This window comes from Pseudomonas asuensis, assembly GCF_014646755.1.
Taxonomy (GTDB): Bacteria; Pseudomonadota; Gammaproteobacteria; order Pseudomonadales; family Pseudomonadaceae; genus Chryseomonas; species Chryseomonas asuensis.
Genome location: NZ_BMNW01000004.1, coordinates 1 through 19750 on the forward strand (window position 1 = coordinate 1; position 19750 = coordinate 19750).

Annotated in this window: 18 protein-coding genes and 2 tRNA genes; 10 read left to right on the forward strand and 10 right to left on the reverse strand. The window is 55.3% G+C overall.

The window, feature by feature from the left end; all coding sequences use genetic code 11:
• From IEX86_RS09470 to hslO, 5 genes are all read right to left on the reverse strand, one after another.
• Positions 1-105, reverse strand: a 105-nt coding sequence (locus tag IEX86_RS09470) for a GTP-binding protein (protein WP_043238044.1), incomplete at its 3' end; no start/stop codon positions are given.
• An 81-nt stretch (positions 106-186) separates the two neighbouring features.
• Positions 187-262 (reverse strand) — tRNA-Thr (locus tag IEX86_RS09475).
• A 14-nt stretch (positions 263-276) separates the two neighbouring features.
• Positions 277-350 (reverse strand) — tRNA-Gly (locus IEX86_RS09480).
• Between the two features lie 264 nt (positions 351-614).
• Positions 615-2156: a phosphoenolpyruvate carboxykinase gene (locus IEX86_RS09485; protein ID WP_188865893.1), complete on the reverse strand. Its 1542-nt coding sequence runs from the start codon at positions 2154-2156 to the stop codon at positions 615-617.
• Positions 2157-2274: 118 nt separating this feature from the next.
• A complete protein-coding gene (gene hslO / locus IEX86_RS09490; protein ID WP_188865894.1) occupies positions 2275-3168 on the reverse strand; it encodes an Hsp33 family molecular chaperone HslO in 894 nt (297 codons plus the stop codon).
• Positions 3169-3264: 96 nt separating this feature from the next.
• Here hslO and IEX86_RS09495 point away from each other — a divergent pair, with 96 nt between their 5' ends.
• The gene (locus IEX86_RS09495) at positions 3265-4065 is read left to right on the forward strand and encodes a phosphatase PAP2 family protein (RefSeq protein WP_188865895.1); all 801 of its coding nucleotides are present in this window, start codon (positions 3265-3267) and stop codon (positions 4063-4065) included.
• A 5-nt stretch (positions 4066-4070) separates the two neighbouring features.
• Here the strand turns inward: IEX86_RS09495 and IEX86_RS09500 are convergent, their stop codons facing one another.
• Entirely contained in the window at positions 4071-4487 is a 417-nt protein-coding gene (locus IEX86_RS09500) for an RNA-binding S4 domain-containing protein (protein WP_188865896.1), read from the reverse strand.
• Positions 4488-4564: 77 nt separating this feature from the next.
• On the opposite strand from IEX86_RS09500, the gene rimA reads away from it, so the two are divergent.
• Genes rimA through IEX86_RS09520 form a run of 4 tightly spaced genes read left to right on the forward strand, consistent with a single transcriptional unit; the run spans position 4565 to position 7662 of the window.
• Complete coding sequence (gene rimA / locus IEX86_RS09505; protein ID WP_188865897.1) at positions 4565-5344, forward strand: S6 modification regulatory phosphodiesterase RimA; 780 nt, start codon at positions 4565-4567, stop codon at positions 5342-5344.
• A 21-nt stretch (positions 5345-5365) separates the two neighbouring features.
• Positions 5366-5842, forward strand: a complete 477-nt coding sequence (rimB, locus tag IEX86_RS09510; RefSeq protein ID WP_188865898.1) for a retropepsin-like aspartic endopeptidase RimB — start codon at positions 5366-5368, stop codon at positions 5840-5842.
• Complete coding sequence (gene rimK, locus IEX86_RS09515; RefSeq protein ID WP_188865899.1) at positions 5839-6744, forward strand: 30S ribosomal protein S6--L-glutamate ligase; 906 nt, start codon at positions 5839-5841, stop codon at positions 6742-6744. The genes rimB and rimK overlap by 4 nt, the downstream gene beginning before the upstream one ends.
• A gap of 3 nt (positions 6745-6747) precedes the next feature.
• Positions 6748-7662 carry a S66 peptidase family protein gene (locus IEX86_RS09520; protein WP_188865900.1) on the forward strand — a complete coding sequence of 305 codons (915 nt, stop codon included), beginning with the start codon at positions 6748-6750 and terminating at the stop codon, positions 7660-7662.
• Between the two features lie 7 nt (positions 7663-7669).
• Here IEX86_RS09520 and IEX86_RS09525 read toward each other — a convergent pair whose 3' ends face one another.
• Complete coding sequence (locus tag IEX86_RS09525; RefSeq protein ID WP_188865901.1) at positions 7670-8983, reverse strand: ATP-binding protein; 1314 nt, start codon at positions 8981-8983, stop codon at positions 7670-7672.
• A gap of 202 nt (positions 8984-9185) precedes the next feature.
• On the opposite strand from IEX86_RS09525, the gene IEX86_RS09530 reads away from it, so the two are divergent.
• Positions 9186-10049: an undecaprenyl-diphosphate phosphatase gene (locus IEX86_RS09530; protein ID WP_373290425.1), complete on the forward strand. Its 864-nt coding sequence runs from the start codon at positions 9186-9188 to the stop codon at positions 10047-10049.
• A gap of 23 nt (positions 10050-10072) precedes the next feature.
• Here IEX86_RS09530 and ompR read toward each other — a convergent pair whose 3' ends face one another.
• Positions 10073-10804 (reverse strand): osmolarity response regulator transcription factor OmpR, encoded by a 732-nt coding sequence (ompR, locus tag IEX86_RS09535; RefSeq protein WP_188865903.1) that lies wholly within the window; start codon positions 10802-10804, stop codon positions 10073-10075.
• A 228-nt stretch (positions 10805-11032) separates the two neighbouring features.
• Here ompR and IEX86_RS09540 point away from each other — a divergent pair, with 228 nt between their 5' ends.
• From IEX86_RS09540 to gshA, 3 genes are all read left to right on the forward strand, one after another.
• Positions 11033-13360: a Tex family protein gene (locus IEX86_RS09540; RefSeq protein ID WP_188865904.1), complete on the forward strand. Its 2328-nt coding sequence runs from the start codon at positions 11033-11035 to the stop codon at positions 13358-13360.
• A gap of 2 nt (positions 13361-13362) precedes the next feature.
• On the forward strand, positions 13363-13746 hold the full coding sequence (locus IEX86_RS09545) for a PaaI family thioesterase (protein WP_188865905.1): 384 nt from the start codon (positions 13363-13365) through the stop codon (positions 13744-13746).
• Positions 13747-13927: 181 nt separating this feature from the next.
• The gene (gene gshA / locus IEX86_RS09550) at positions 13928-15511 is read left to right on the forward strand and encodes a glutamate--cysteine ligase (protein ID WP_188865906.1); all 1584 of its coding nucleotides are present in this window, start codon (positions 13928-13930) and stop codon (positions 15509-15511) included.
• A gap of 37 nt (positions 15512-15548) precedes the next feature.
• Here gshA and argA read toward each other — a convergent pair whose 3' ends face one another.
• Positions 15549-16850 carry an amino-acid N-acetyltransferase gene (gene argA / locus IEX86_RS09555; protein ID WP_188865907.1) on the reverse strand — a complete coding sequence of 434 codons (1302 nt, stop codon included), beginning with the start codon at positions 16848-16850 and terminating at the stop codon, positions 15549-15551.
• A 75-nt stretch (positions 16851-16925) separates the two neighbouring features.
• Entirely contained in the window at positions 16926-18086 is a 1161-nt protein-coding gene (gene argE / locus IEX86_RS09560) for an acetylornithine deacetylase (RefSeq protein WP_188865908.1), read from the reverse strand.
• A gap of 239 nt (positions 18087-18325) precedes the next feature.
• On the opposite strand from argE, the gene IEX86_RS09565 reads away from it, so the two are divergent.
• Complete coding sequence (locus IEX86_RS09565; protein WP_188865909.1) at positions 18326-19678, forward strand: CYTH domain-containing protein; 1353 nt, start codon at positions 18326-18328, stop codon at positions 19676-19678.
• Positions 19679-19750 lie beyond the last annotated feature (72 nt).

Here is a 19750-nt window from a genome sequence, read left to right on the forward strand (position 1 = left end):
AACCTTGGTCAGGGCTGCGGTCAGCGTTGTCTTACCATGGTCGACGTGGCCGATGGTGCCGACGTTGACGTGCGGTTTGTTACGTTCAAATTTTTCTTTAGCCATCGACACTCTCTCCCATCAAGAATTGAGCAAGTAACGCCGCCATAAAATAAAGGCAGATATTCACATATCTGCCCTTAATAATGGAGCTCATGAGCGGATTTGAACCGCTGACCTCACCCTTACCAAGGGTGTGCTCTACCAACTGAGCTACATGAGCAAACTACAACAAACTGGAGCGGGTAGCGGGAATCGAACCCGCATCATCAGCTTGGAAGGCTGAGGTTCTACCACTGAACTATACCCGCAGAGCCTGTAGCTCTTGCAATTTGGTGGAGGGATCCCTCCAAAGGAGGCAGCACTCTATTCGCTTGCTGCCGTCGTGTCAAGGATTTTCTTACTTTTCCTCAACTTACGTTGCTTTGACTGCCAACAAGTGGACTTACATGTTCAAGGCGGGCGCATTTTATGCATTTAATTTTCGGCATGCAATCATTAAATGCAACTTTCGCTAAATTTTTCTTAAAAAACAAAGGGCCGCCTAAGCGACCCCTTATTTTCTAGCTTAAAAATTAAAGCTGCGGGCCTGCGGCCTTGATTCCGTCAGATACGCCACTGAACTTTTTGAAGTTCTCAATGAATTTGCCTGCCAGTGTTTTAGCCGACTCATCATAGGCATCTTTGTCTGCCCAGGTATTACGAGGATTAAGCAGCACGGTATCAACACCCGCCACAGCCTTTGGAACGTCGAGATTAATGATAGGTAGATGCTCTGTCTCGACATCAACAAGCGCGCCACTCTGGATCGCGGCAATCACTGCCCGCGTAGTCGGGATATTAAAGCGCTTACCCACACCGTAACCGCCGCCGGTCCACCCTGTATTTACCAGGTAAACCTTGGAGCCAAAGCCATTGATGCGCTTAATTAGAAGCTCAGCATACTCAGCAGCCGGACGCGGGAAGAACGGCGCACCGAAGCAGGTAGAGAATGTAGACTTGATACCTGACCCCGAACCCATTTCAGTCGAGCCTACCAGCGCTGTGTAACCTGAAAGGAAATGGTAGGCCGCTTGTTCATTATTAAGGATCGATACTGGAGGTAGCACACCCGTTAAGTCGCAGGTGAGGAAGATTACGGCATTAGGCTCACCACCACGATTAAGCTCAGCACGCTTCTCAATCAGCTCGCGAGGATATGCCGCTCGACTATTCTGGGTCAGGCTATCATCTGAGTAGTCTGGCTGACGCGACTGCGGATCAAGCACCACGTTTTCCAGTACAGCGCCAAACTGGATAGCTCTCCAGATAACAGGCTCATTCTTTTCGGACAGGTCGATACACTTGGCGTAACAGCCACCTTCTATATTAAAGACGGTACCAACGCCCCAGCCGTGCTCGTCATCACCGATAAGGTAACGACTTTCATCAGCAGACAGGGTTGTCTTACCTGTTCCTGACAGGCCGAAGAACAGCGTAACGTCGCCTTCCTCACCCATGTTGGCCGCACAGTGCATGGGGAGCACATCGTGCTCGGGCAGCAGGAAGTTCTGTACCGAGAACATGGCCTTCTTCATCTCACCGGCATAACGCATACCCGCGATTAGTACTTTACGAGCAGCGAAATTGATGATGACGGTGCCATCGGAATTGGTTCCATCACGCTCAGGTTCGCAGACAAACCAAGGGGCGTTGAGGATTTCCCACTCTTGGCGAGACTGAGGGTTGTAACTTTCCGGGTTAATGAACAGGCAACGACCGAAAAGGTTATGCCAGGCGGTTTCCGTAGTCATCTTGACCGCAAGGTAGTGCTCCGGATCGGAGCCTACATGAACATGCGAAACGAAGTGATCCCGCTCGCCGACATAAGTCGAGACGCGATCCCATAGCGCATCGAATTTCTCCGCCGGAAAAGGACGGTTGATGGAACCCCAATCGATGGCATCACGCGTAGACGACTCTTCAACAATGAAGCGATCGGCTGGCGAGCGGCCGGTGCGATGTCCAGTCCTGACTACAAGAGAGCCATTGGCGGCTAACTCACCCTCGCCGCGCCGAAGCGCCTCTTCTACCAGCTGCGCGGCGCTAATATCGGTATAAACGTTGGCTTGCGTCATGTAGTTCCCCGTCGGCCCTCGGCCGGTCCTTTTGCGTTTTGTAGCTTAACCCGAGTTTGGCTACATAAAAAACGAAGTCGCGCGATTATGCCAGAAAGCCTATTCCTGATTGCAATGGTTAGTGACGGGTTTCTTGCGGTGTTTGGCTTCCACCGCCTGCAAAAATCTGCGCGACATCGGCAGCGTCGAACAGGTATCGCTGATTACAGAACTGGCAGTCGATTTCTATTTGACCACCCTGCTCCTGCAGTAGCAGTTCGACATCTTCCTGGCCCACAGAGACAAGCGCGTTAGCAGAACGTTCCCTAGAGCAGCCACAATGGAACTCTACGAGTTGTGGATCAAAGACCCTGACGGTTTCCTCATGATAGAGACGGTGTAATACCGTTTCGTTGGGCAGACCCAGTAATTCCTCTGCAGTCAACGTATTACCAAGCGTTGTGAGGTGCTCCCAGTTAGCCTCACGCGACTCTTTGTCCTTGTGCTTATCAGCCGGCAGTTGTTGAAGCAGGAATCCGCGGGCACGACGCCCATCAGCGTTGAGCCAGAATCGGGTAGGTAATTGCTCTGAAGTAGCAAAATAGTTTGAGAGGCATTCAGCCAGTGTCTGCCCCTCAAGCGGAACGATGCCCTGGTAACGCTGACCATTGGTTGGGTCTATTGTGATGGCCAGGGTACCTTCAGGCATCAGATCTTTAAGCGTGGCATCTGGGGCAATGTCTTCTGCGTTGTAACGAGCGATACCACGAACTTGTCTGGCGCTTGAGCATTCCACCATTAATAAAGGCAGCGCACCGCTGGAACGTGCCTGCAGCACAAGCAGGCCATCAAACTTGAGCGTGCCGCAGAGCAAGGCTGCTGCCGCAAGCATTTCACCCAAGAGCTGGGCAACAGGTTCAGGGTAGGGATGTTTTGCGAGAACTTCTACATAGCTTCTTTCGAGCAATGCAAGCTCGCCGCGAACATCGGTGTCTTCAAAAAGGAAACGCTGTGTGTAATCAAATGGAGTCATGACAAAAGTACGCTTGAACAGGGAAAATGACAAAAGCGTGACAACACTTACGTACAGTCACGTTTTCTGTTTACTCATATGGATTCATTTCATTCTATGGACAATGCAACACTCTTCCAAGCCAAGTGGCAATGGCGAGCGTTCCTAATTAGCCACCTTGTGGCGCTGCTGTTGATTACTCTTTGGCTTATTCCTTCTGTACGCATCGCCCTTCTTAATATGGATGCGCACCTATTCCATGTATTGAACTCACCACTGGAAAGCAATACGGTCTGGCTACACGTCTGGGCTGTAGCCAGCCTGCGGCCGTTTGACATCGTTGTAGGTGTGATTCTTCTTGCGCTTACCGTACGCGGCAATTGGGTGTTCAAGCCAGAGCAGGTGCGCAGCGCCTTGTTCGGACTGCTTACGGTATTGCTAACGCTGTTACTTATACGCAGTTTCTTTACCAAAGCCATTGAAGCGGCTGGCCTGCAGCATGCCAGTCCATCCGACCTATTGGCCCATGCTATTCATATGAGCGATTACTTCCAAACCTGGGAGAGGACATGGGAGCTAAAGGATCGCTCCGGCGCCAGCTTCCCTGGAGATCACGCTTCGGTGCTCCTACTCTGGGGCTTCTTTCTAACCGCTTTTACGCGCAAGCCATTACAACTTATGGTCACCTGGCTGCTGGTATTCCTGTTCATGATGCCGCGCCTAGTGGCAGGCGCTCATTGGGCCTCGGACGACTATATAGGCGGAGTTGCCATTGCCCTTCTCGCAATGGCCTGGGGGCTTTACACCCCCCTCGCCCATGCCGGCAGCCGTCTCCTGACCCAGATCACGACCCCACTCTTTCGTGTATCCGCTCATCTGCCGGTTATTAATCGGCTGAGCCTTGTCAGATACTGCTGACTAATTTAGTCATTCGCCCGAGAGTCAGCGTCGCCCCGGAATCGATGAATCTGGCGACGCTGCTTCTTGGTCGGACGACCATCCGTTGCCAACCCAAGCGCCCCTGCCTTACGCATGGCAGTTGCGCGCTCACGTCGCTCAAGACTTTCCTCTGTCTCCCGATACAGTAACTGGGCCTCGGGCGCCCCGCGACGTTGTTGAGACAGCGAGAGGACCACAACAGTCTTCTCGTCGAAACCCTGACGAATCGTTAGCTCATCGCCGACCTTGGGTTCCTTACTAGGCTTGCAACGCTCACCACGACACTGAACCTTGCCTCCTTCGATAGCCGTTTTGGCCAAGGCTCGTGTTTTGAAGAACCGTGCAGCCCATAGCCATTTATCCAGACGGACTTTTTCATCTATATCTTGAATAGACGTCATTAACGAAAACGCTCCGAATACTTATCTATTTTTGCCATTAGACCAGGGCTGGTTACAGGCATTCTAAAGGTACGATCATGAAAACCTTCTTTCCTGAAGAGCTGACCAATCCCATGCGGTGCCAAGGCTGTCATCAAAGCGAACCTCTTGGGTTTGATTTCGCTTTTGCCTATCAGCCCATTGTTGATGTGAGCACTCGCAGTATTTTTGCCCATGAAGCGCTAATCCGCGGCCCAGAAGGCCAAGGCGCACTTTCAGTGCTTCAACAAGTGGATGCTCACAACCGCTACCGTTTCGATCAGCTGTGCCGAACCAAGGCGATTTCAGGTGCTGCAAGGCTTGGAATGAAGGAAAAGCTTTCCATTAATTTCCTGCCGAACGCGGTCTATCGACCGGAGTTATGCATTCGCAGCACTCTGGAAGCTGCCAAGCAACATAACTTCCCGCTGAGCAATCTTATTTTTGAAACAGTTGAAAGCGAGCATATTGGCAATAGTCAGCATCTGACGCATATCCTGCGAGAATATCGGCAGTTCGGCTTCATGACGGCAATCGATGACTTTGGCGCCGGACATTCGGGTTTGAATCTACTAGCGGAATTTCAACCAGATCTCATCAAGCTGGATATGGCCTTGATTCGTAATATCGATCATGATCGCGTTCGTCAGGCAATTGTTCGAGGTGTTGTCTCCATTTGCATGGAGTTGAATATCGGCATTATTGCCGAAGGTGTTGAGACCACCGCCGAGCGCGACTGCCTGCGTGACATTGGCATTACGCTGATGCAGGGTTACTGGTTCGCCAAACCTGCTTTCAACGCGCTAGCCTCTATCGATAAGCAAATATGGGGACATTGATCCCGACTTCAAGGATTACGCTTGGACACACTCGACGAGCTGGCCATTATCGGCCTACGTGAATGGGTCGCCCTACCGGAGTTGGGCGTAATCGGCCTGCGAGCCAAGATTGATACAGGAGCGAGCACTTCGGCCCTGCATGCAACGGAAGTCGTTCCTTTTGAGCGCAACGGTGAACGCTGGGTACGTTTTACGGTCCATCTGGGCACACTGGTGCAATCCCGGCATCGGCATTGCGAGGCGCCACTGGTTGCTAAAAAAACCATAAGAAGCTCCAATGGCCATGCCCAGAACCGCTATGTGATTCGAACAAATCTCGCCCTGGGTGATCGATCCTGGCCAGTAGAGTTTACGCTGGCCTGCCGAAAGAGCATGCGCTACCGAATGCTCCTAGGCTCGAAAGCACTGGTCGAAGGTGGCCTGATCGTGAATCCGGCCATCAGTTATGCGCAAGACAAACCTATCCTATCCCTCTCTCCCGCTCCGGGTGCTGCATGAAAATCGCTGTGCTGTCGCGTAATCCTCGCCTGTATTCCACTCGTCGCCTGGTGGAAGCCGGGGAGCAACGTGGTCATCAGATGGTTGTGATCGATACGTTGCGCGCGTATATGAATATCGCAAGCCACAAACCGCAGATTCACTATAGAGGCAAGCCGCTCGAAGACTTCGATGCCGTGATTCCGCGAATTGGGGCGTCGGTAACGTTTTATGGCTGCGCAGTGCTGCGGCAGTTTGAAATGATGGGTGTTTTTCCACTCAATGAATCGGTGGCGATTAGCCGCGCTCGCGACAAGCTGCGCTCTCTGCAACTTATGTCACGCAAGGGTGTAGGTCTGCCGGTAACTGGCTTCGCACATTCTCCTGATGATGTACCTGATCTGATCCGCATGGTGGGTGGCGCGCCATTGGTCATCAAACTGCTGGAAGGTACTCAGGGTATTGGTGTGGTGTTGTGCGAGACAGAGAAGGCTGCCGAGTCGGTTCTGGAAGCATTCATGGGTCTCAAGCAGAACATCATGGTGCAGGAGTACATCCGCGAGGCAGGTGGTGCAGATATTCGCTGTTTTGTGGTGGGCGACAAAGTAATTGCAGCCATGAAACGTCAGGCCAAACCAGGCGAGTTTCGCTCAAACCTGCACCGAGGCGGTACGGCAAGCCTGGTCAAGATTACGCCGGAAGAGCGTATGGCTGCTATTCGAGCCGCCAAGGTGCTGGGCTTGAATGTGGCAGGTGTCGATATTCTCCGTTCCAATCATGGTCCGCTGGTCATGGAGGTGAATTCTTCGCCAGGCCTGGAAGGTATTGAACAAACTACCAACCAGGATATTGCCGGCATGATTATCCAGCATCTGGAAAAGAACAGCGCCCCCAACCTGACACGCACGAAGGGTAAAGGCTAAGGCATGGCAGGTAGTACTTCTCTTCTTGATGCTTCCAGCTTTGCAGGCAAGGTGGCTCTGATCGCACCAGCCGCAGCCATTGCCAACGAGGCGCTGGAAGTGACTTACGCTCAGTTGGCTGAAATGGGGGTCTCCTATATAGCAGGCGAGCATGCAAGGGCTCGCCACCGCTATCTGGCAGGCACCCTGGATCAGCGCCTGGCCGATCTTTATGCGGCCTTTGAGCATCCGGAAGTGAGTGCTGTCTGGTGCCTACGCGGCGGTTATGGTTGTGCTCAGCTTTTACCGCATATCGATTGGGCGCGTATCAGACGGGCTGGCCCCAAGCCGCTGATTGGCTTTTCCGATATTTCGATCATGCTTAGCGCTTTCCATCGTCATGGCCTGCCCGGGGTGCACGGCCCAGTGGCTACGGCATTGGCGAAAACATATGGCGGCGAAGAGCAGGAGCATCATGAGGACTCGTTCCGCAGTCTTGATCGGCTGCTCAAGTCAACCAAAGGCTATTTACCCGCCAAGCCTGTCAGCCGTGTAGGCAAAACCATTCAGGGACCACTGATTGGCGGCAACCTTACTGCATTGGCCAGCGCTGAAGGCACAGGATATGGCCTCTATGCGCCTGCTGGCGCCATTTTGGTGCTGGAAGACGTGGGCGAACCTTATTACCGAATCGAGCGTAGTCTTTGGCAACTACTGAACAGTATCGATAGCGCCCAGCTTGGCGCTGTCTGCCTTGGGACCTTTACAGACTGCCCTCGCAAAGGCGTTGCACACAGCATCGAAGAGATTGTTGCTGAATGGCTAGCACCGCATGGCGTTCCGCTATTTAGTGGGTTGCCGAGTGGGCACGGTCCAGATAACCAGGCTTGGCCTTATGGTCGGGAAGCCCGTCTCGATCACGACGGGCTCCATTGGTAGCGTCAGGTCAACTAGCAGTACGAGGCAGCAGCAAGCCTAACGGCAACAGAACACGCGCCTCGACTCCACCGCCGTCACGGTTTCGTAGCTCTACGCTGCCCCCATGCTGGGCGGCAATGCGCCTGACGATGGCTAGTCCCAGCCCGGTTCCAGAGCCGGTGCGCGCCCGATTGCCGCGGATGAAAGGGTTGAAGATTTCTTCTATCTCATTAGGGTCGATACCTGGGCCCTGATCCAGAACACTCAGCACCACGTAGGGCGCAGTCGAGTCTCCCCCCACATGCGCTCTGACCTCTACAGCACCGCCGCCATGCTTGAAAGCATTTTCCAAAAGGTTGGTTAGCATTCGCTTGATCGATACGCGTCGCAGCGCGACTGGCGGTACGTCAGTTTGAGAGAGTCGTACGCGCTCTTCATTCTGGTTGTAGGGCGCTACTGCCTCCTGAATCAGATCGTTCAGGTTTGTCTCTTCCAGCGGTTCGTCCCGGCCATCACGTATAAAAGCCAGGAACTGATCAAGAATAAGGTTCATGTCCTCGATATCACGAACCATGTCCTCCGTCATCTCATCCGTTTCTGGCAGCAACTCAACAGCGAGACGCAGGCGTGTCAGCGGCGTCCGCAAATCGTGGGAAACACCTGCCAACATCAATTCACGCTCACGCCCCGCCTGCTCCACATCATGAGCCATCTGATTGAAAGCGTGATAGACCTCCATGATTTCGCTTGGCGCATCGCTTTCCGGCAGACGAACACTATGCCCCTTCCCCAGTTCTCGTGCTGCAACGACGAGTCGCTTGAGCGGCCGGTTCAGCTGACCGACAAATACCCAGGCCACAGCCGTAGAAAACAGGCCAATCCCGAAGAACCAGCCCAGCACGCTCCAGATGCGCTGGCCCCGCAGAGGGTGGGCATACAGCGGAATTTTGATCCAATCAGGCCCTAGTGATGGCGCCAGCACCCAAAGTGCAGGCCCCTGCTGTACACGCACCCTGACCTGGGTATCCGGCCCTAGCTCCTGCTGCATCTGTCGATCGAAGATCTCACTATAAGGCCAGTGGTATTCGCCCGCTGGAACCGTTTCCGGCGATTCATAGTGCAGTCCGGATGCCTGAGCGACAGCCGGACGGTCGTCTGGGTCGGCAGCCCAATAGGCGCGTAGTGTCAGCGCAGCGCCATGGCTGTATTGGCGATCTACCAGCACATCTTCGTTGAGCAGCAGATAAACCAGCGTCAGTGCCTTTGAGAACAGCACAGCAATCAGAACCAGCCAGAGCGAACGTGCAAAGAAGCTTTGAGGGAACCAGGCAGGCGTTTTCATAGTAACCACACGTCGTTAATGCTCCGAGCATATTGACCATCCCGCGAAGGCACACTTCATGGAAAAGGCATTGATTTTGTTGAGTGACTGAACAAAACGGCTTTTTAACTGCCTCACAGCCTCGTTTCGCTAAGAAATATTTTGATACATTTGCCCGACTTTCTTTTTAGACCTCCCACACTGGAGATATTTCGTGTCCGATATGTGCCATACCGGCTTGGACATTGGCTTTGCATCCCTTAGTTACGCCCAGGTAGTTTTCCTAGGTGTTGTGCAGGGTATCACCGAGCTCCTGCCAATTTCCTCTACTGCTCACATGCGTGTTGTCCCAGCCCTGTTAGGTTGGCAAGACCCTGGCTCCGCCTTTTCCGCCGCCATGCAAATGGCTGCTCTGGCAGCTGTCATTAGCTATTTCTGGCGTGATGTCAGCTCCGTTACAGTTGGCAGCGTCAACGCGGTTCGTCAGAAAGATTACAACAGCCGTGCCTTTGTTCTGGCCATGGCCATCATTCTGGCTACGATTCCCATCTGTGTGGTCGGGCTTGCGCTTTCCCCGGTACTCAATGCCTGCGACTCGCCCTTGCGGAGCTTAAGCGTCATTGGGTATGCCTGCCTGGGTATGGCAGCGCTGCTGGCAATTGCCGAGCTCACCTGTAAACACAAACGCGACATGAGCGAGATGCGTCTACGTGATGCATTGATTGTAGGGATTGCTCAGATCGGGGCATTGATTCCGGGTGTATCTCGCTCCGGCTCGACGCTGACAGCAGCCATGTTCCTCAACCTCAAACGTGAAGAAGCGGCCCGCTTTTCCTTCCTGCTCGGCCTACCAGCAATTGCACTGGCCGGCCTTAAGGAATTGGTAGTCCTTTGGCATGCGTCCATCCCGGCAGAAGCCTGGTCGCTTCTGCTGGTAGGCATCCTGGTGGCAAGCCTTTCGGCGTTTGCAGCCATCTGGGGCTTGATGCGCTTTCTGGAGCGCTTCTCAACCTGGATCTTCATTGTCTATCGAGCGCTGCTGGGTATCTTCCTACTGGTAGGTATTCACAACGGCTTGTTCGCCTAACTGTGTCCCTACGTGCCGGACTGTTACTTGTTGCCGTCCGGCACGAATACGTAGCCCACACCCCAGACTGTCTGGATGTAACGGGGTTTAGAAGGATCAGGCTCGATCATTCGGCGCAGGCGAGAAATCTGTACGTCGATCGACCGCTCCAATGCATCCCACTCACGTCCACGCGCCAGATTCATCAGCTTGTCACGGGTTAGCGGCTCGCGTGCGTGCTGAACCAGAGCCTTGAGCACTGCGAATTCACCTGTCGTCAGCATATGCACTTCATCGCCGCGTTTCAGTTCGCGGGTTGCCAGTGAAAGCTCATAATCACCAAAGGTCACGACGGCATCTTCACTGCCCGGTGCGCCTGGCACTTGAGGGGCCTGACGGCGTAGAACCGCCTTGATACGAGCCAGAAGCTCGCGAGGATTGAAAGGCTTTGCCAGATAATCGTCAGCGCCCTGCTCAAGCCCCTGGATACGGCTGCCTTCATCGCCTTTGGCAGTCAGCATAATGATCGGGATCTGATTGTTCTGCTCGCGCAGACGGGCACAGGCCGACATACCGTCCTCGCCTGGCATCATCAGGTCCAATACGACCAGATGAAACAGCTCACGGGACATTAGGCGGTCCATTTGTTCGGTGCTTTCTACGGTACGCACACGGTAGCCCTGCTCGGCCAGAAAACGCTCGAGCAGGCGACGCAGACGAGCATCGTCATCTACGACCAGAATCTTTTCACCTTCCGAAACGGGGGTGGTGCTCATGTCAGCTCCTTGAAATAGGGAAGTGGATTATGGCGCAGGCCTCATCCGCAGAGGGACAGTCCATTGTTAGCAGATTTTTCTTGGGAATGGGTGATTAGCCTGCATAAGAAGTTGAAAGCACACACTTATCCTTGGCAAATTGCCGCAGCGCGTTAGTACTCGACAGGTATAATGCAGCGCTTTCAAGCCTGCCGGTCAGGCCCGCTTCTCTGGTTTTCAGGTGGTTTCATGGACAGTATCAATTCCCGCATCGCCGAAGAACTCGGCGTCCGCCCACAACAGGTCGCCGCAGCCGTGGCACTGCTCGATGAGGGATCGACGGTTCCTTTCATTGCCCGCTATAGAAAAGAAGTCACCGGCAGCCTCGACGATACGCATCTGCGTCATCTGGAAGAACGCCTGCGCTACTTGCGCGAATTGGAAGAGCGTCGCACAGCGATCCTGTCAAGTATCGAAGAACAGGGCAAGCTTACGCCAGAGCTTGCCCGCGATATCAAGCAGGCCGATACCAAGACCCGCCTTGAAGACCTTTACCTGCCTTATAAGCAGAAGCGTCGCACCAAAGGACAGATTGCACTGGAAGCCGGTCTTGGCCCGCTGGCAGATGCCCTGATCAATGACCCGAACCTGTCTCCCGAGGCCGAAGCGGCCAATTATGTAGACGAGAGCAAGGGCGTCGCCGATGTGAAAGCCGCGCTGGAAGGTGCCAAGTACATCCTGATGGAGCGCTTTGCTGAAGATGCCGACCTCCTGGAAAAGCTACGCTCGTTCCTAAAGCAGGAAGCGACACTCTCAGCTCGCCTGGTGGCTGGAAAGGAGCAGGAGGGGGCCAAGTTCAGCGACTATTTCGAGCATGATGAACTCTTTAGAAATGTACCGCCACACCGGGCCCTGGCGATTTTCCGGGGTCGTAACGAAGGTATTCTGAGCGCCTCGCTCAAGGTAGGTGATGAAGCGCCTGGCACGATGCACCCCTGCGAGGTGATGATTGCTGAGCATTTCGAGGTGAAGAGCCAGAACCGCGCAGCGGATAAGTGGCTTGCTGAGGTAGTGCGCTGGACATGGAAGGTCAAGTTGTACACGTCGCTGGAAACCGACCTGCTGGGTGAGCTGCGCGAGAAAGCTGAGGACGATGCCATCAGTGTATTTGCCCGCAACCTGCATGATCTGCTGCTGGCAGCACCTGCGGGCCCACGCGCTACGCTGGGCCTGGACCCAGGGTTGCGTACAGGCGTGAAAGTGGCCGTGGTCGATGCCACCGGCAAGCTGCTGGCAACTGACACGGTTTACCCACATGCACCTAAAAACCAGTGGGATCAGACTATCGATACGCTTGCCAAACTGTGCGCCAAACATGCTGTTGACCTGATTGCCATTGGCAACGGCACTGCCAGCCGCGAGACGGATAAACTGGCCGGCGAGCTGATCAAAAAATATCCAGGGCTGAAGATGACCAAGATCATGGTCAGCGAGGCGGGCGCCTCTGTGTACTCCGCGTCTGAGCTTGCGGCCAAGGAGTTCCCAGACTTGGATGTCTCCCTACGCGGCGCCGTATCCATTGCCCGTCGTTTGCAGGACCCCTTGGCCGAGCTGGTGAAGATTGAGCCCAAGTCTATTGGCGTTGGCCAGTACCAGCATGACGTATCCCAACTCAAGCTGGCCCGTAGCCTGGACGCCGTGGTTGAGGACTGTGTAAACGCCGTGGGCGTGGATGTAAATACCGCTTCTGCGGCCCTGCTTGCCCGAATCTCAGGCCTGAACGCAACACTGGCGCAGAACATTGTGGCTTATCGCGACCTGAACGGTGCGTTCAAGTCCCGTCATGAACTGAGAAAGGTAAGCCGTCTGGGAGACAAGACCTTTGAGCAGGCCGCAGGCTTCTTGCGCGTCATGAGCAGTAATAATCCACTGGATGCTTCGGGCGTCCACCCGGAAGCCTACCCTGTCGTTGAGCGCATCGCCGCCGATACCGGTCGTGATATTCGCTCCCTGATAGGAGACTCCAGCTTCCTTAAGCGCTTGGACCCAAAGAAATTTACCGATGAGACTTTTGGTCTACCAACCGTGACGGACATCCTGAGCGAGCTGGACAAGCCAGGACGCGACCCGCGCCCTGAGTTCAAGACAGCGGAATTTCAGGAGGGCGTCGAGTCCCTCAAGGACCTGAAACCCGGCATGATTCTCGAAGGCGTGGTAACAAACGTGACCAACTTCGGCGCATTCGTCGATATTGGTGTTCACCAGGACGGCCTCGTACACATCAGTGCGCTGTCCGAAAAGTTTGTCAAAGACCCCTACGAAGTGGTGAAGGCCGGCGATATTGTGAAGGTCAAGGTCATGGAGGTGGATATCCCCCGTAACCGTGTCGGCTTGTCCATGCGCATGGACGATACACCCGGTGAAAAGGTAGAAGGCCCGCGTGGCGGGCAATCACGTGGCGGCAAACCTGCAAACAACCCGCCGCGTGATCGTAATGCGCCTCGCAATGACAGCAAACCGGCAGCCAACGGCGCCATGGCAGCGCTGTTCGCCAACGCCAAACAATTAAGGAAGTAACCATGAGCCAGTCCGTGGCAGGTAATGACAGTGCGTTCAGCCAGCTATTGGGGATGCGTATCCTCAAGGCTGAAAATGGAGAGTCCGAAGTACGGATGAGCATGCAGGACAAGCTTCTCAACCTGCACGGCAAGATGCATGGCGGCGCGCTGTTCTCGCTAATCGATACAGCACTTGGGCAGGCCAGTCACAGCCTGTTCGAAGGCAAGCCCGGTAGCGTGACCCTGGAATGCAAGGTCAACTACATTCGCGGTGTCAGCGAAGGAGAGATTGTCTGCCGTGCCAAGGTAATCCACCCTGGGCGCAAGACGCATGTCATCGAAGCGGAAGTGCATCAGAACGACAAGCTGGTGGCCAAAGCTCAGGCAACATTCGCCTGTTTGTAACGGTTCGCCCGGTGCGCTCTGCGCCGGGCTTTTATCCAGCCATAACGGCTATCGCACCGGCGGTGTACTTCGTCCATTTTCGAATGCAACCGTGGTGCGCCTATTGAAGTCTATTCGACAGACTTGTACACCGGCTCACTCATCCCCATAGTGGGGCCACTGTCGAGCGAAGGAAAACATCTTGAGCGATATCTTGACCCGCCGCCTGGCCCTGCTCGGCGATTCTGCCCATCTGTCGTTGCTGACTGAATGTCAGCATGGCATTGAACGTGAAACCCTCCGTGTAGACGAGCACGGTAATCTAGCCCAGACGCCCCATCCAGTGGCCCTAGGCTCGGCGCTGACGAATCCGCAGATCACGACGGACTACTCGGAAGCCCTGCTTGAATTCATTACTCCGACGGCGCACGACCCGGTTAAGGTGCTTGAGCAGCTCGACACTATTCACCGCTTCGCTGCCCGCCAGCTCGGCGATGAGCTCTTGTGGAGCCCATCAATGCCTTGCCCGTTGCCAGAGGAAGAGCAGATTCCGATTGCTCACTATGGCACTTCCCATATCGGCAAGCTCAAGCACGTGTATCGTCGCGGGTTGGCCGTACGCTACGGCCGTACCATGCAGTGTATCGCCGGTATTCATTACAATTTCTCGCTACCGGAAAAGCTCTGGCCATTGCTGCGCCAGGCGGAAGGCGATACCCGTAGCGACCGTGACTACCAGTCTTCGCGCTATATTGCACTGATTCGCAATTTCCGCCGATACAGTTGGATGTTGATGTACCTGTTTGGCGCGTCTCCAGCGCTGGATGTCGGATTTATGCGTGGCCGTCCGCATCAGTTGGAGACATTCGACGCTGACACGCTTTATCTGCCCTATGCAACCAGCTTGCGGATGAGCGATCTGGGTTATCAGAGCGAGGCACAGGCCAGCCTGACGCCCTGCTACAACGACTTGCAGAGCTACACTGAAAGCTTGCGTAAGGCTGTGGCAACGCCCTATCCACCTTACGCTGAAATCGGCACTCACCGCGATGGCGAATGGGTGCAGCTCAACACCAATATCCTGCAGATTGAAAACGAGTACTACTCGAACATCCGGCCCAAGCGCGTTACCCGTACAGGCGAGCGCCCCGTCCAGGCGCTGATTGCTCGCGGGGTGCAGTACATTGAAGTCCGCTGTCTGGATATCAATCCGTTCCTGCCATTAGGCATCGATGTAGTGGAATCGCGCTTTTTGGATGCTTTCCTGCTGTTCTGCGCCCTCGAAGAAAGTCCGCCGTTGAACGGCGAATGCAGCGAGTGCACCCAGAACTTTACCAAGATCGTGAAGGAAGGCCGCAAGCCTGGCCTGTTCCTGCAACGCCAAGGCGCTCCGATTTCAATGCTGGACTGGGCCGAGCGGTTGCTGGGCTGCATTGATCGCTGTGCGAAACTGCTGGATAACGCCTATGGTGGCAATGCCTATCACGCCTCGGTTGAAGAGCAGCGCCACAAGTTTATCAACCCAGCCCTGACGCCTTCAGCTCAAGTCTTGGCAGAAATGCGTAAGCATGACGAAAGCTTTGCTGAGTTCTCGCTGCGGCAGAGCAAGGCACATGCAGACTATTTCCGCCAGGCTGAGCTAAGCCCTGAGCAACAAACACAGTTCGAGCATATGGCGAAGCAGTCGTTGAAAGAGCAAGAGGAGCTGGAGGCTGCCGACCAGGGCGACTTCGATACCTTTGCAGCGGCCTATCAGGCTAGCATTCTTGGCACACTGAGCGTTTAGCGTTCGGGTTCTGGCCGGGCAGACCGGCCAGAATCCTTTATAGCGTTTTTTCGAAAATCTTTGAGTTGCGCTGATAGTTGTACAGCGAGGCCCGAGCGCTGGGCAGCCGATCAATACTACTAGGCTCGAAGCCTCGCTCACGAAACCAGTGAGCCGTACGGGTCGTCAGGACAAACAAGGTCTTGATGCCTTGAGCGCGGGCTCTCTGCTCGATGCGCTCTAACAATTCATCACCTCGCCCGCCGTGCCGGTAATCAGGATTCACCGCCAGACAGGCCAGTTCGCCTGCCGTTGAGTCGGCGATTGGATACAGCGCGGCGCAGGCAATGATGAGTCCCTCCCGCTCGACAATGCTGAACTTGTCGATTTCGCGTTCCAGCACTTCCCGTGAGCGACGTACCAGAATGCCCTGCTCTTCCAGCGGACGGATCAAATCGATCAACCCCCCCACATCACCGATATCGGCCTCGCGAATGGATTCGAATTGCTCTTGGGCAACCAGCGTACCACTACCGCTACGGGTGAAGAGCTCGTTGAGCAGCGCTCCATCTTCGGCGTAGCTGACGATATGCGTACGCCGTACACCACCTCGACAAGCCTGGGCGGCTGCATCCAGCAGCTCTGCCTGGTAATTGCCACTGCCGAGGCGTTCCAGGTGTGGGGGCACCTGTTGGGGACGCAGCTCACGGATCAGATGGCCGCCGGTATCCAGAAGGCCTTGCTCAGCGCCATAAAGCACCAGCTTGTCGGCCGCCAGATCGATAGCGGCACGGGTTGCGACATCTTCACACGCGATGTTGAAGATTTCCCCTGTGGGCGAATAACCCAGTGGTGATAACAGCACAATGGTGCGCTCATCCAGAAGGCGGCTGATGCCCTTGCGGTCAATGCGTCGCACCTCACCGGTATGGTGGAAATCAATGCCGTCATGGATGCCGTAGGGCCGCGCCGTGACAAGGTTTCCGCTCGCTATCCGCAGGCGAGCACCCTGCATGGGTGATGCTGCCATGTCCATGGACAGACGAGCCTCGATGGATAGGCGCAGACTGCCCACCGCATCAATCACGCACTCCAGCGTAGCAGCATCCGTAATACGCAAGTCACGGTGAAAGCGTGGAGCAATGCCTCGCGCGGCTAACCGTGTCTCGATCTGAGGACGCGAGCCATGTACGAGCACCAGGCGTACACCCAGGCTATGCAGGAGGACAAGATCGTGAACGATGTTGCCAAAGTTCGGATGCTCCAACCCGTCTCCGGGCAGCATGACCACAAAGGTCCGGTCACGGTGAGCATTGATATAGGGAGACGCGTGGCGAAGCCAATTAACGTAATCGTGCATTGAGGAGAAAGCCTTGTGCAGCAAAAGTAAAAGGTGAACGGTAAGCGCTCGTTCATCGTCGTCGCAGCAACACGGTCACTCCTTGGCTATTCTGGGCGTTATGCAGTAATGGTGGATCAACTGGCGAAGCACTTTCACCGTAGGTTCGATCTGGGAAAGCTCCAGATGTTCGTCTGGTTGATGGGCGCAGGCAATATCGCCGGGCCCCATCACTAGCGTCTCGATCCCCAGCTGCTGAAGATACGGCGCTTCGGTGCCAAAGGCTACCGCCTGAGCACTACAGCCGGTGAGTTGCTCAGCAACTCGGACCAGCTCACTGGTAGCCGACTGTTCGAAAGGCGGGACGGCTGGACACAAGGGCTTGTAATCAATTCTGACGGCGTGGCGTTCTGCGAGCGGCTGCAATCGCCCCTTAATGAGATTACGCAGCTCGTCCGATTGCATGCCTGGCAAAGGGCGCAGATCAAACTCCAAGGCACACTGCCCACAGATCCGGTTGGGGTTATCGCCCCCGTGAATACACCCCAGATTCAAGGTCGGCTGTGGCACATTGAAAAAAGGATTGTTGTACTCCTGTTGCCACTGCTGCCTTAGCGCCATGAGCTCGCCCATAACCGCATACATAGCCTCCATGGCACTTCTTCCCAAACTGGGATCCGAGGAGTGCCCGCTCTGCCCAAGGATTTCGATACGCTCCATCATGATGCCCTTGTGCATGCGAATGGGCCTGAGGCTCGTCGGCTCACCAATGACCGCAGCTCGCCCCAGCGGCCTGCCCGCCTCGGCAATCGCCCTGGCGCCATCCATTGAGCACTCCTCATCACAAGTCGCCAGGATGATCAGGGGATGGCGGAACGGCTGGTCGATCAGTGTACGGACAGCCTCTATTACCAGCGCAAAAAATCCTTTCATGTCGCAGCTGCCCAGACCATACCAACGGTCATCCGCTTCACGCAGCGTAAGGGGATCACTGGTCCAGAGCGGCTCATCGTAAGGTACGGTATCTGTATGCCCGGAAAGCACCAGACCGCCCGGCCCGCTGCCATAGGTTGCAATCAAATTGTATTTGCCGGGTAGGATCTCCTGGGTCTCGCACCGAAAGCCCAGATCACCCAGCCAACCTGATAGTTGCGCAATAACGCCTGCATTGGATTGATCCAGTTGCGGCTGCGTACAACTGACAGAGGACTCGGCCAGTAAGATTGAAAACTGCTGTTTGAGCGCGGGAATGGGCATGAGCGTACTCCTTCGGCTAATCCTCATCTTAGAGCGCTGAATGCCCGGGTCAACGCCACCTCTTGAAAAGATCATGCATCGCCCGTGCAAATCTCCTGTCATGGTGTGCAGGGTTAGATACACTGGTAGTTAATCAGTCGACTAATAGCCCAGCGAATTTTCACTGTCTGGCTGTACCGCTGCGCCCGCCGGTCGAACGCTTCACTTCATAGATCTTTCAGGCACCAGACCTTTTTGCCATGGCCAAAGAAACCGAAATCAAACTACGTGCAACTCCCGAAACCCTTGCTGCTCTGCGTGAGCACCCGGTACTGAAAAAGCACAACAAGGAAGGCTGGAAACGCCGCGAGCTATATAACCAGTATTACGACACCGATACCCGTGAGCTGGCCCATGCCCGTGTGGCGTTACGGGTCCGCCGCGACGGTGACCAGTACATCCAGACGCTCAAGAGTCGTGGCCAAAGCATGGCAGGCCTATCCGAGCGCAACGAGTGGGAATGGAACCTGAGCGGTCCTGACCTGGATACCAGCCTGCTGGGCCCTGATTGCTGGCCAGCTGCACTGGCGGATCTGAACAAGAGCCAGCTCAAGCCGATCTTCACGACAGACTTTACTCGTGACTATGCCGATATCGTCTGGGAAAGCGACAAAAGCCGTACCGTCATAGAGGCTGCGCTGGATCAGGGCGCAGTGCTGGCAGGCGAGCACAAGGAGGCCATCTGCGAGCTTGAGCTTGAGCTGCGTGAAGGTGAACCGGCCCAACTGCTGGAACTGGCGGAGCAGCTGGCGGCTGACTTGCCATTAATGCCGTGCGACATCAGCAAGGCCGAACGTGGCTATCGCCTACACGATGCGGCCAGCTATACCCTGCACCTGACGCCTCCTGCGCTGACTGAAGAAACTGCCCTGGATGATGCCTTCGCAGCAGTCGCCTGGCATTTGCTTGGCAGCAGTCAACGCCTGGCTGAGCAGTACCGCTGGAGTGGTCACTGGCGCCTGCTGGTGGAATGGGTACATCAACTCGTTGATCTGCGCGCCCTGCTAAGCAGCCTTGGTCAGGCGGTCCCCCGCGCGGCCAGCCGTGATCTGCGCCAGATACTGGACGCCCTGCTGGTCGACTGGAAAGTAATTGCGACCATCGGCCAGGAAGATGAGGACGCGCGCCAGCAGGCACCTGACCGCTTCGCCGCTGAACTGGCAAAACCTCGCTGGGGCCACTTTTCGTTAATGACCGCCCGATGGCTGCATGATCGCCACTGGACAGAAGGCCGCAATGATCGCGGCAATAAACTGGGTCAGCTGGCGCTGGGCAAATGGTTGTCCCGTACTTTAGGAGAAGAGGCTGACGCCATCCCTCTGCAGCGCGGCATGAACCAGCCTGAGCTGGTGGCAGAGCAACTACCGCGCGTTGAGCGCATGCTGGTATGGCTTCGCCTCGCCCGTCCGGTACTTGATATCCCGGAAGCGGATCGTCTCTATGGCGAACTCGCGAAGCTGCCGGCACTGATTGCCCATGACCAGTACGAAGCAGTTGCTGTTCAGGCACGAACACTTATTTCGTTGCCTGCCTGGAAAGCCCTGCCCCGCTGACCGAATAACAGGGCGCACCTGCTCTAGTGGCGGTGCGCCATGATTTCGTCCCAAGGAAGCTGTTCATATAAT

Bases quoted from the DNA above. Each gene is read 5' to 3' on its own strand.
- rimA (WP_188865897.1), top strand. From the start codon at position 4,565: ATGAAAACCTTCTTTCCTGAAGAGCTGACCAATCCCATGCGGTGCCAA.
- hslO (WP_188865894.1), bottom strand. From the start codon at position 3,168: ATGACTCCATTTGATTACACACAGCGTTTCCTTTTTGAAGACACCGAT.
- IEX86_RS09495 (WP_188865895.1), top strand. From the start codon at position 3,265: ATGGACAATGCAACACTCTTCCAAGCCAAGTGGCAATGGCGAGCGTTC.
- IEX86_RS09525 (WP_188865901.1), bottom strand. From the start codon at position 8,983: ATGAAAACGCCTGCCTGGTTCCCTCAAAGCTTCTTTGCACGTTCGCTC.
- IEX86_RS09520 (WP_188865900.1), top strand. From the start codon at position 6,748: ATGGCAGGTAGTACTTCTCTTCTTGATGCTTCCAGCTTTGCAGGCAAG.
- IEX86_RS09485 (WP_188865893.1), bottom strand. From the start codon at position 2,156: ATGACGCAAGCCAACGTTTATACCGATATTAGCGCCGCGCAGCTGGTA.
- IEX86_RS09500 (WP_188865896.1), bottom strand. From the start codon at position 4,487: ATGACGTCTATTCAAGATATAGATGAAAAAGTCCGTCTGGATAAATGG.
- IEX86_RS09565 (WP_188865909.1), top strand. From the start codon at position 18,326: ATGGCCAAAGAAACCGAAATCAAACTACGTGCAACTCCCGAAACCCTT.
- argA (WP_188865907.1), bottom strand. From the start codon at position 16,850: ATGCACGATTACGTTAATTGGCTTCGCCACGCGTCTCCCTATATCAAT.
- IEX86_RS09530 (WP_373290425.1), top strand. From the start codon at position 9,186: ATGTGCCATACCGGCTTGGACATTGGCTTTGCATCCCTTAGTTACGCC.
- IEX86_RS09540 (WP_188865904.1), top strand. From the start codon at position 11,033: ATGGACAGTATCAATTCCCGCATCGCCGAAGAACTCGGCGTCCGCCCA.
- ompR (WP_188865903.1), bottom strand. From the start codon at position 10,804: ATGAGCACCACCCCCGTTTCGGAAGGTGAAAAGATTCTGGTCGTAGAT.
- argE (WP_188865908.1), bottom strand. From the start codon at position 18,086: ATGCCCATTCCCGCGCTCAAACAGCAGTTTTCAATCTTACTGGCCGAG.
- IEX86_RS09545 (WP_188865905.1), top strand. From the start codon at position 13,363: ATGAGCCAGTCCGTGGCAGGTAATGACAGTGCGTTCAGCCAGCTATTG.
- rimK (WP_188865899.1), top strand. From the start codon at position 5,839: ATGAAAATCGCTGTGCTGTCGCGTAATCCTCGCCTGTATTCCACTCGT.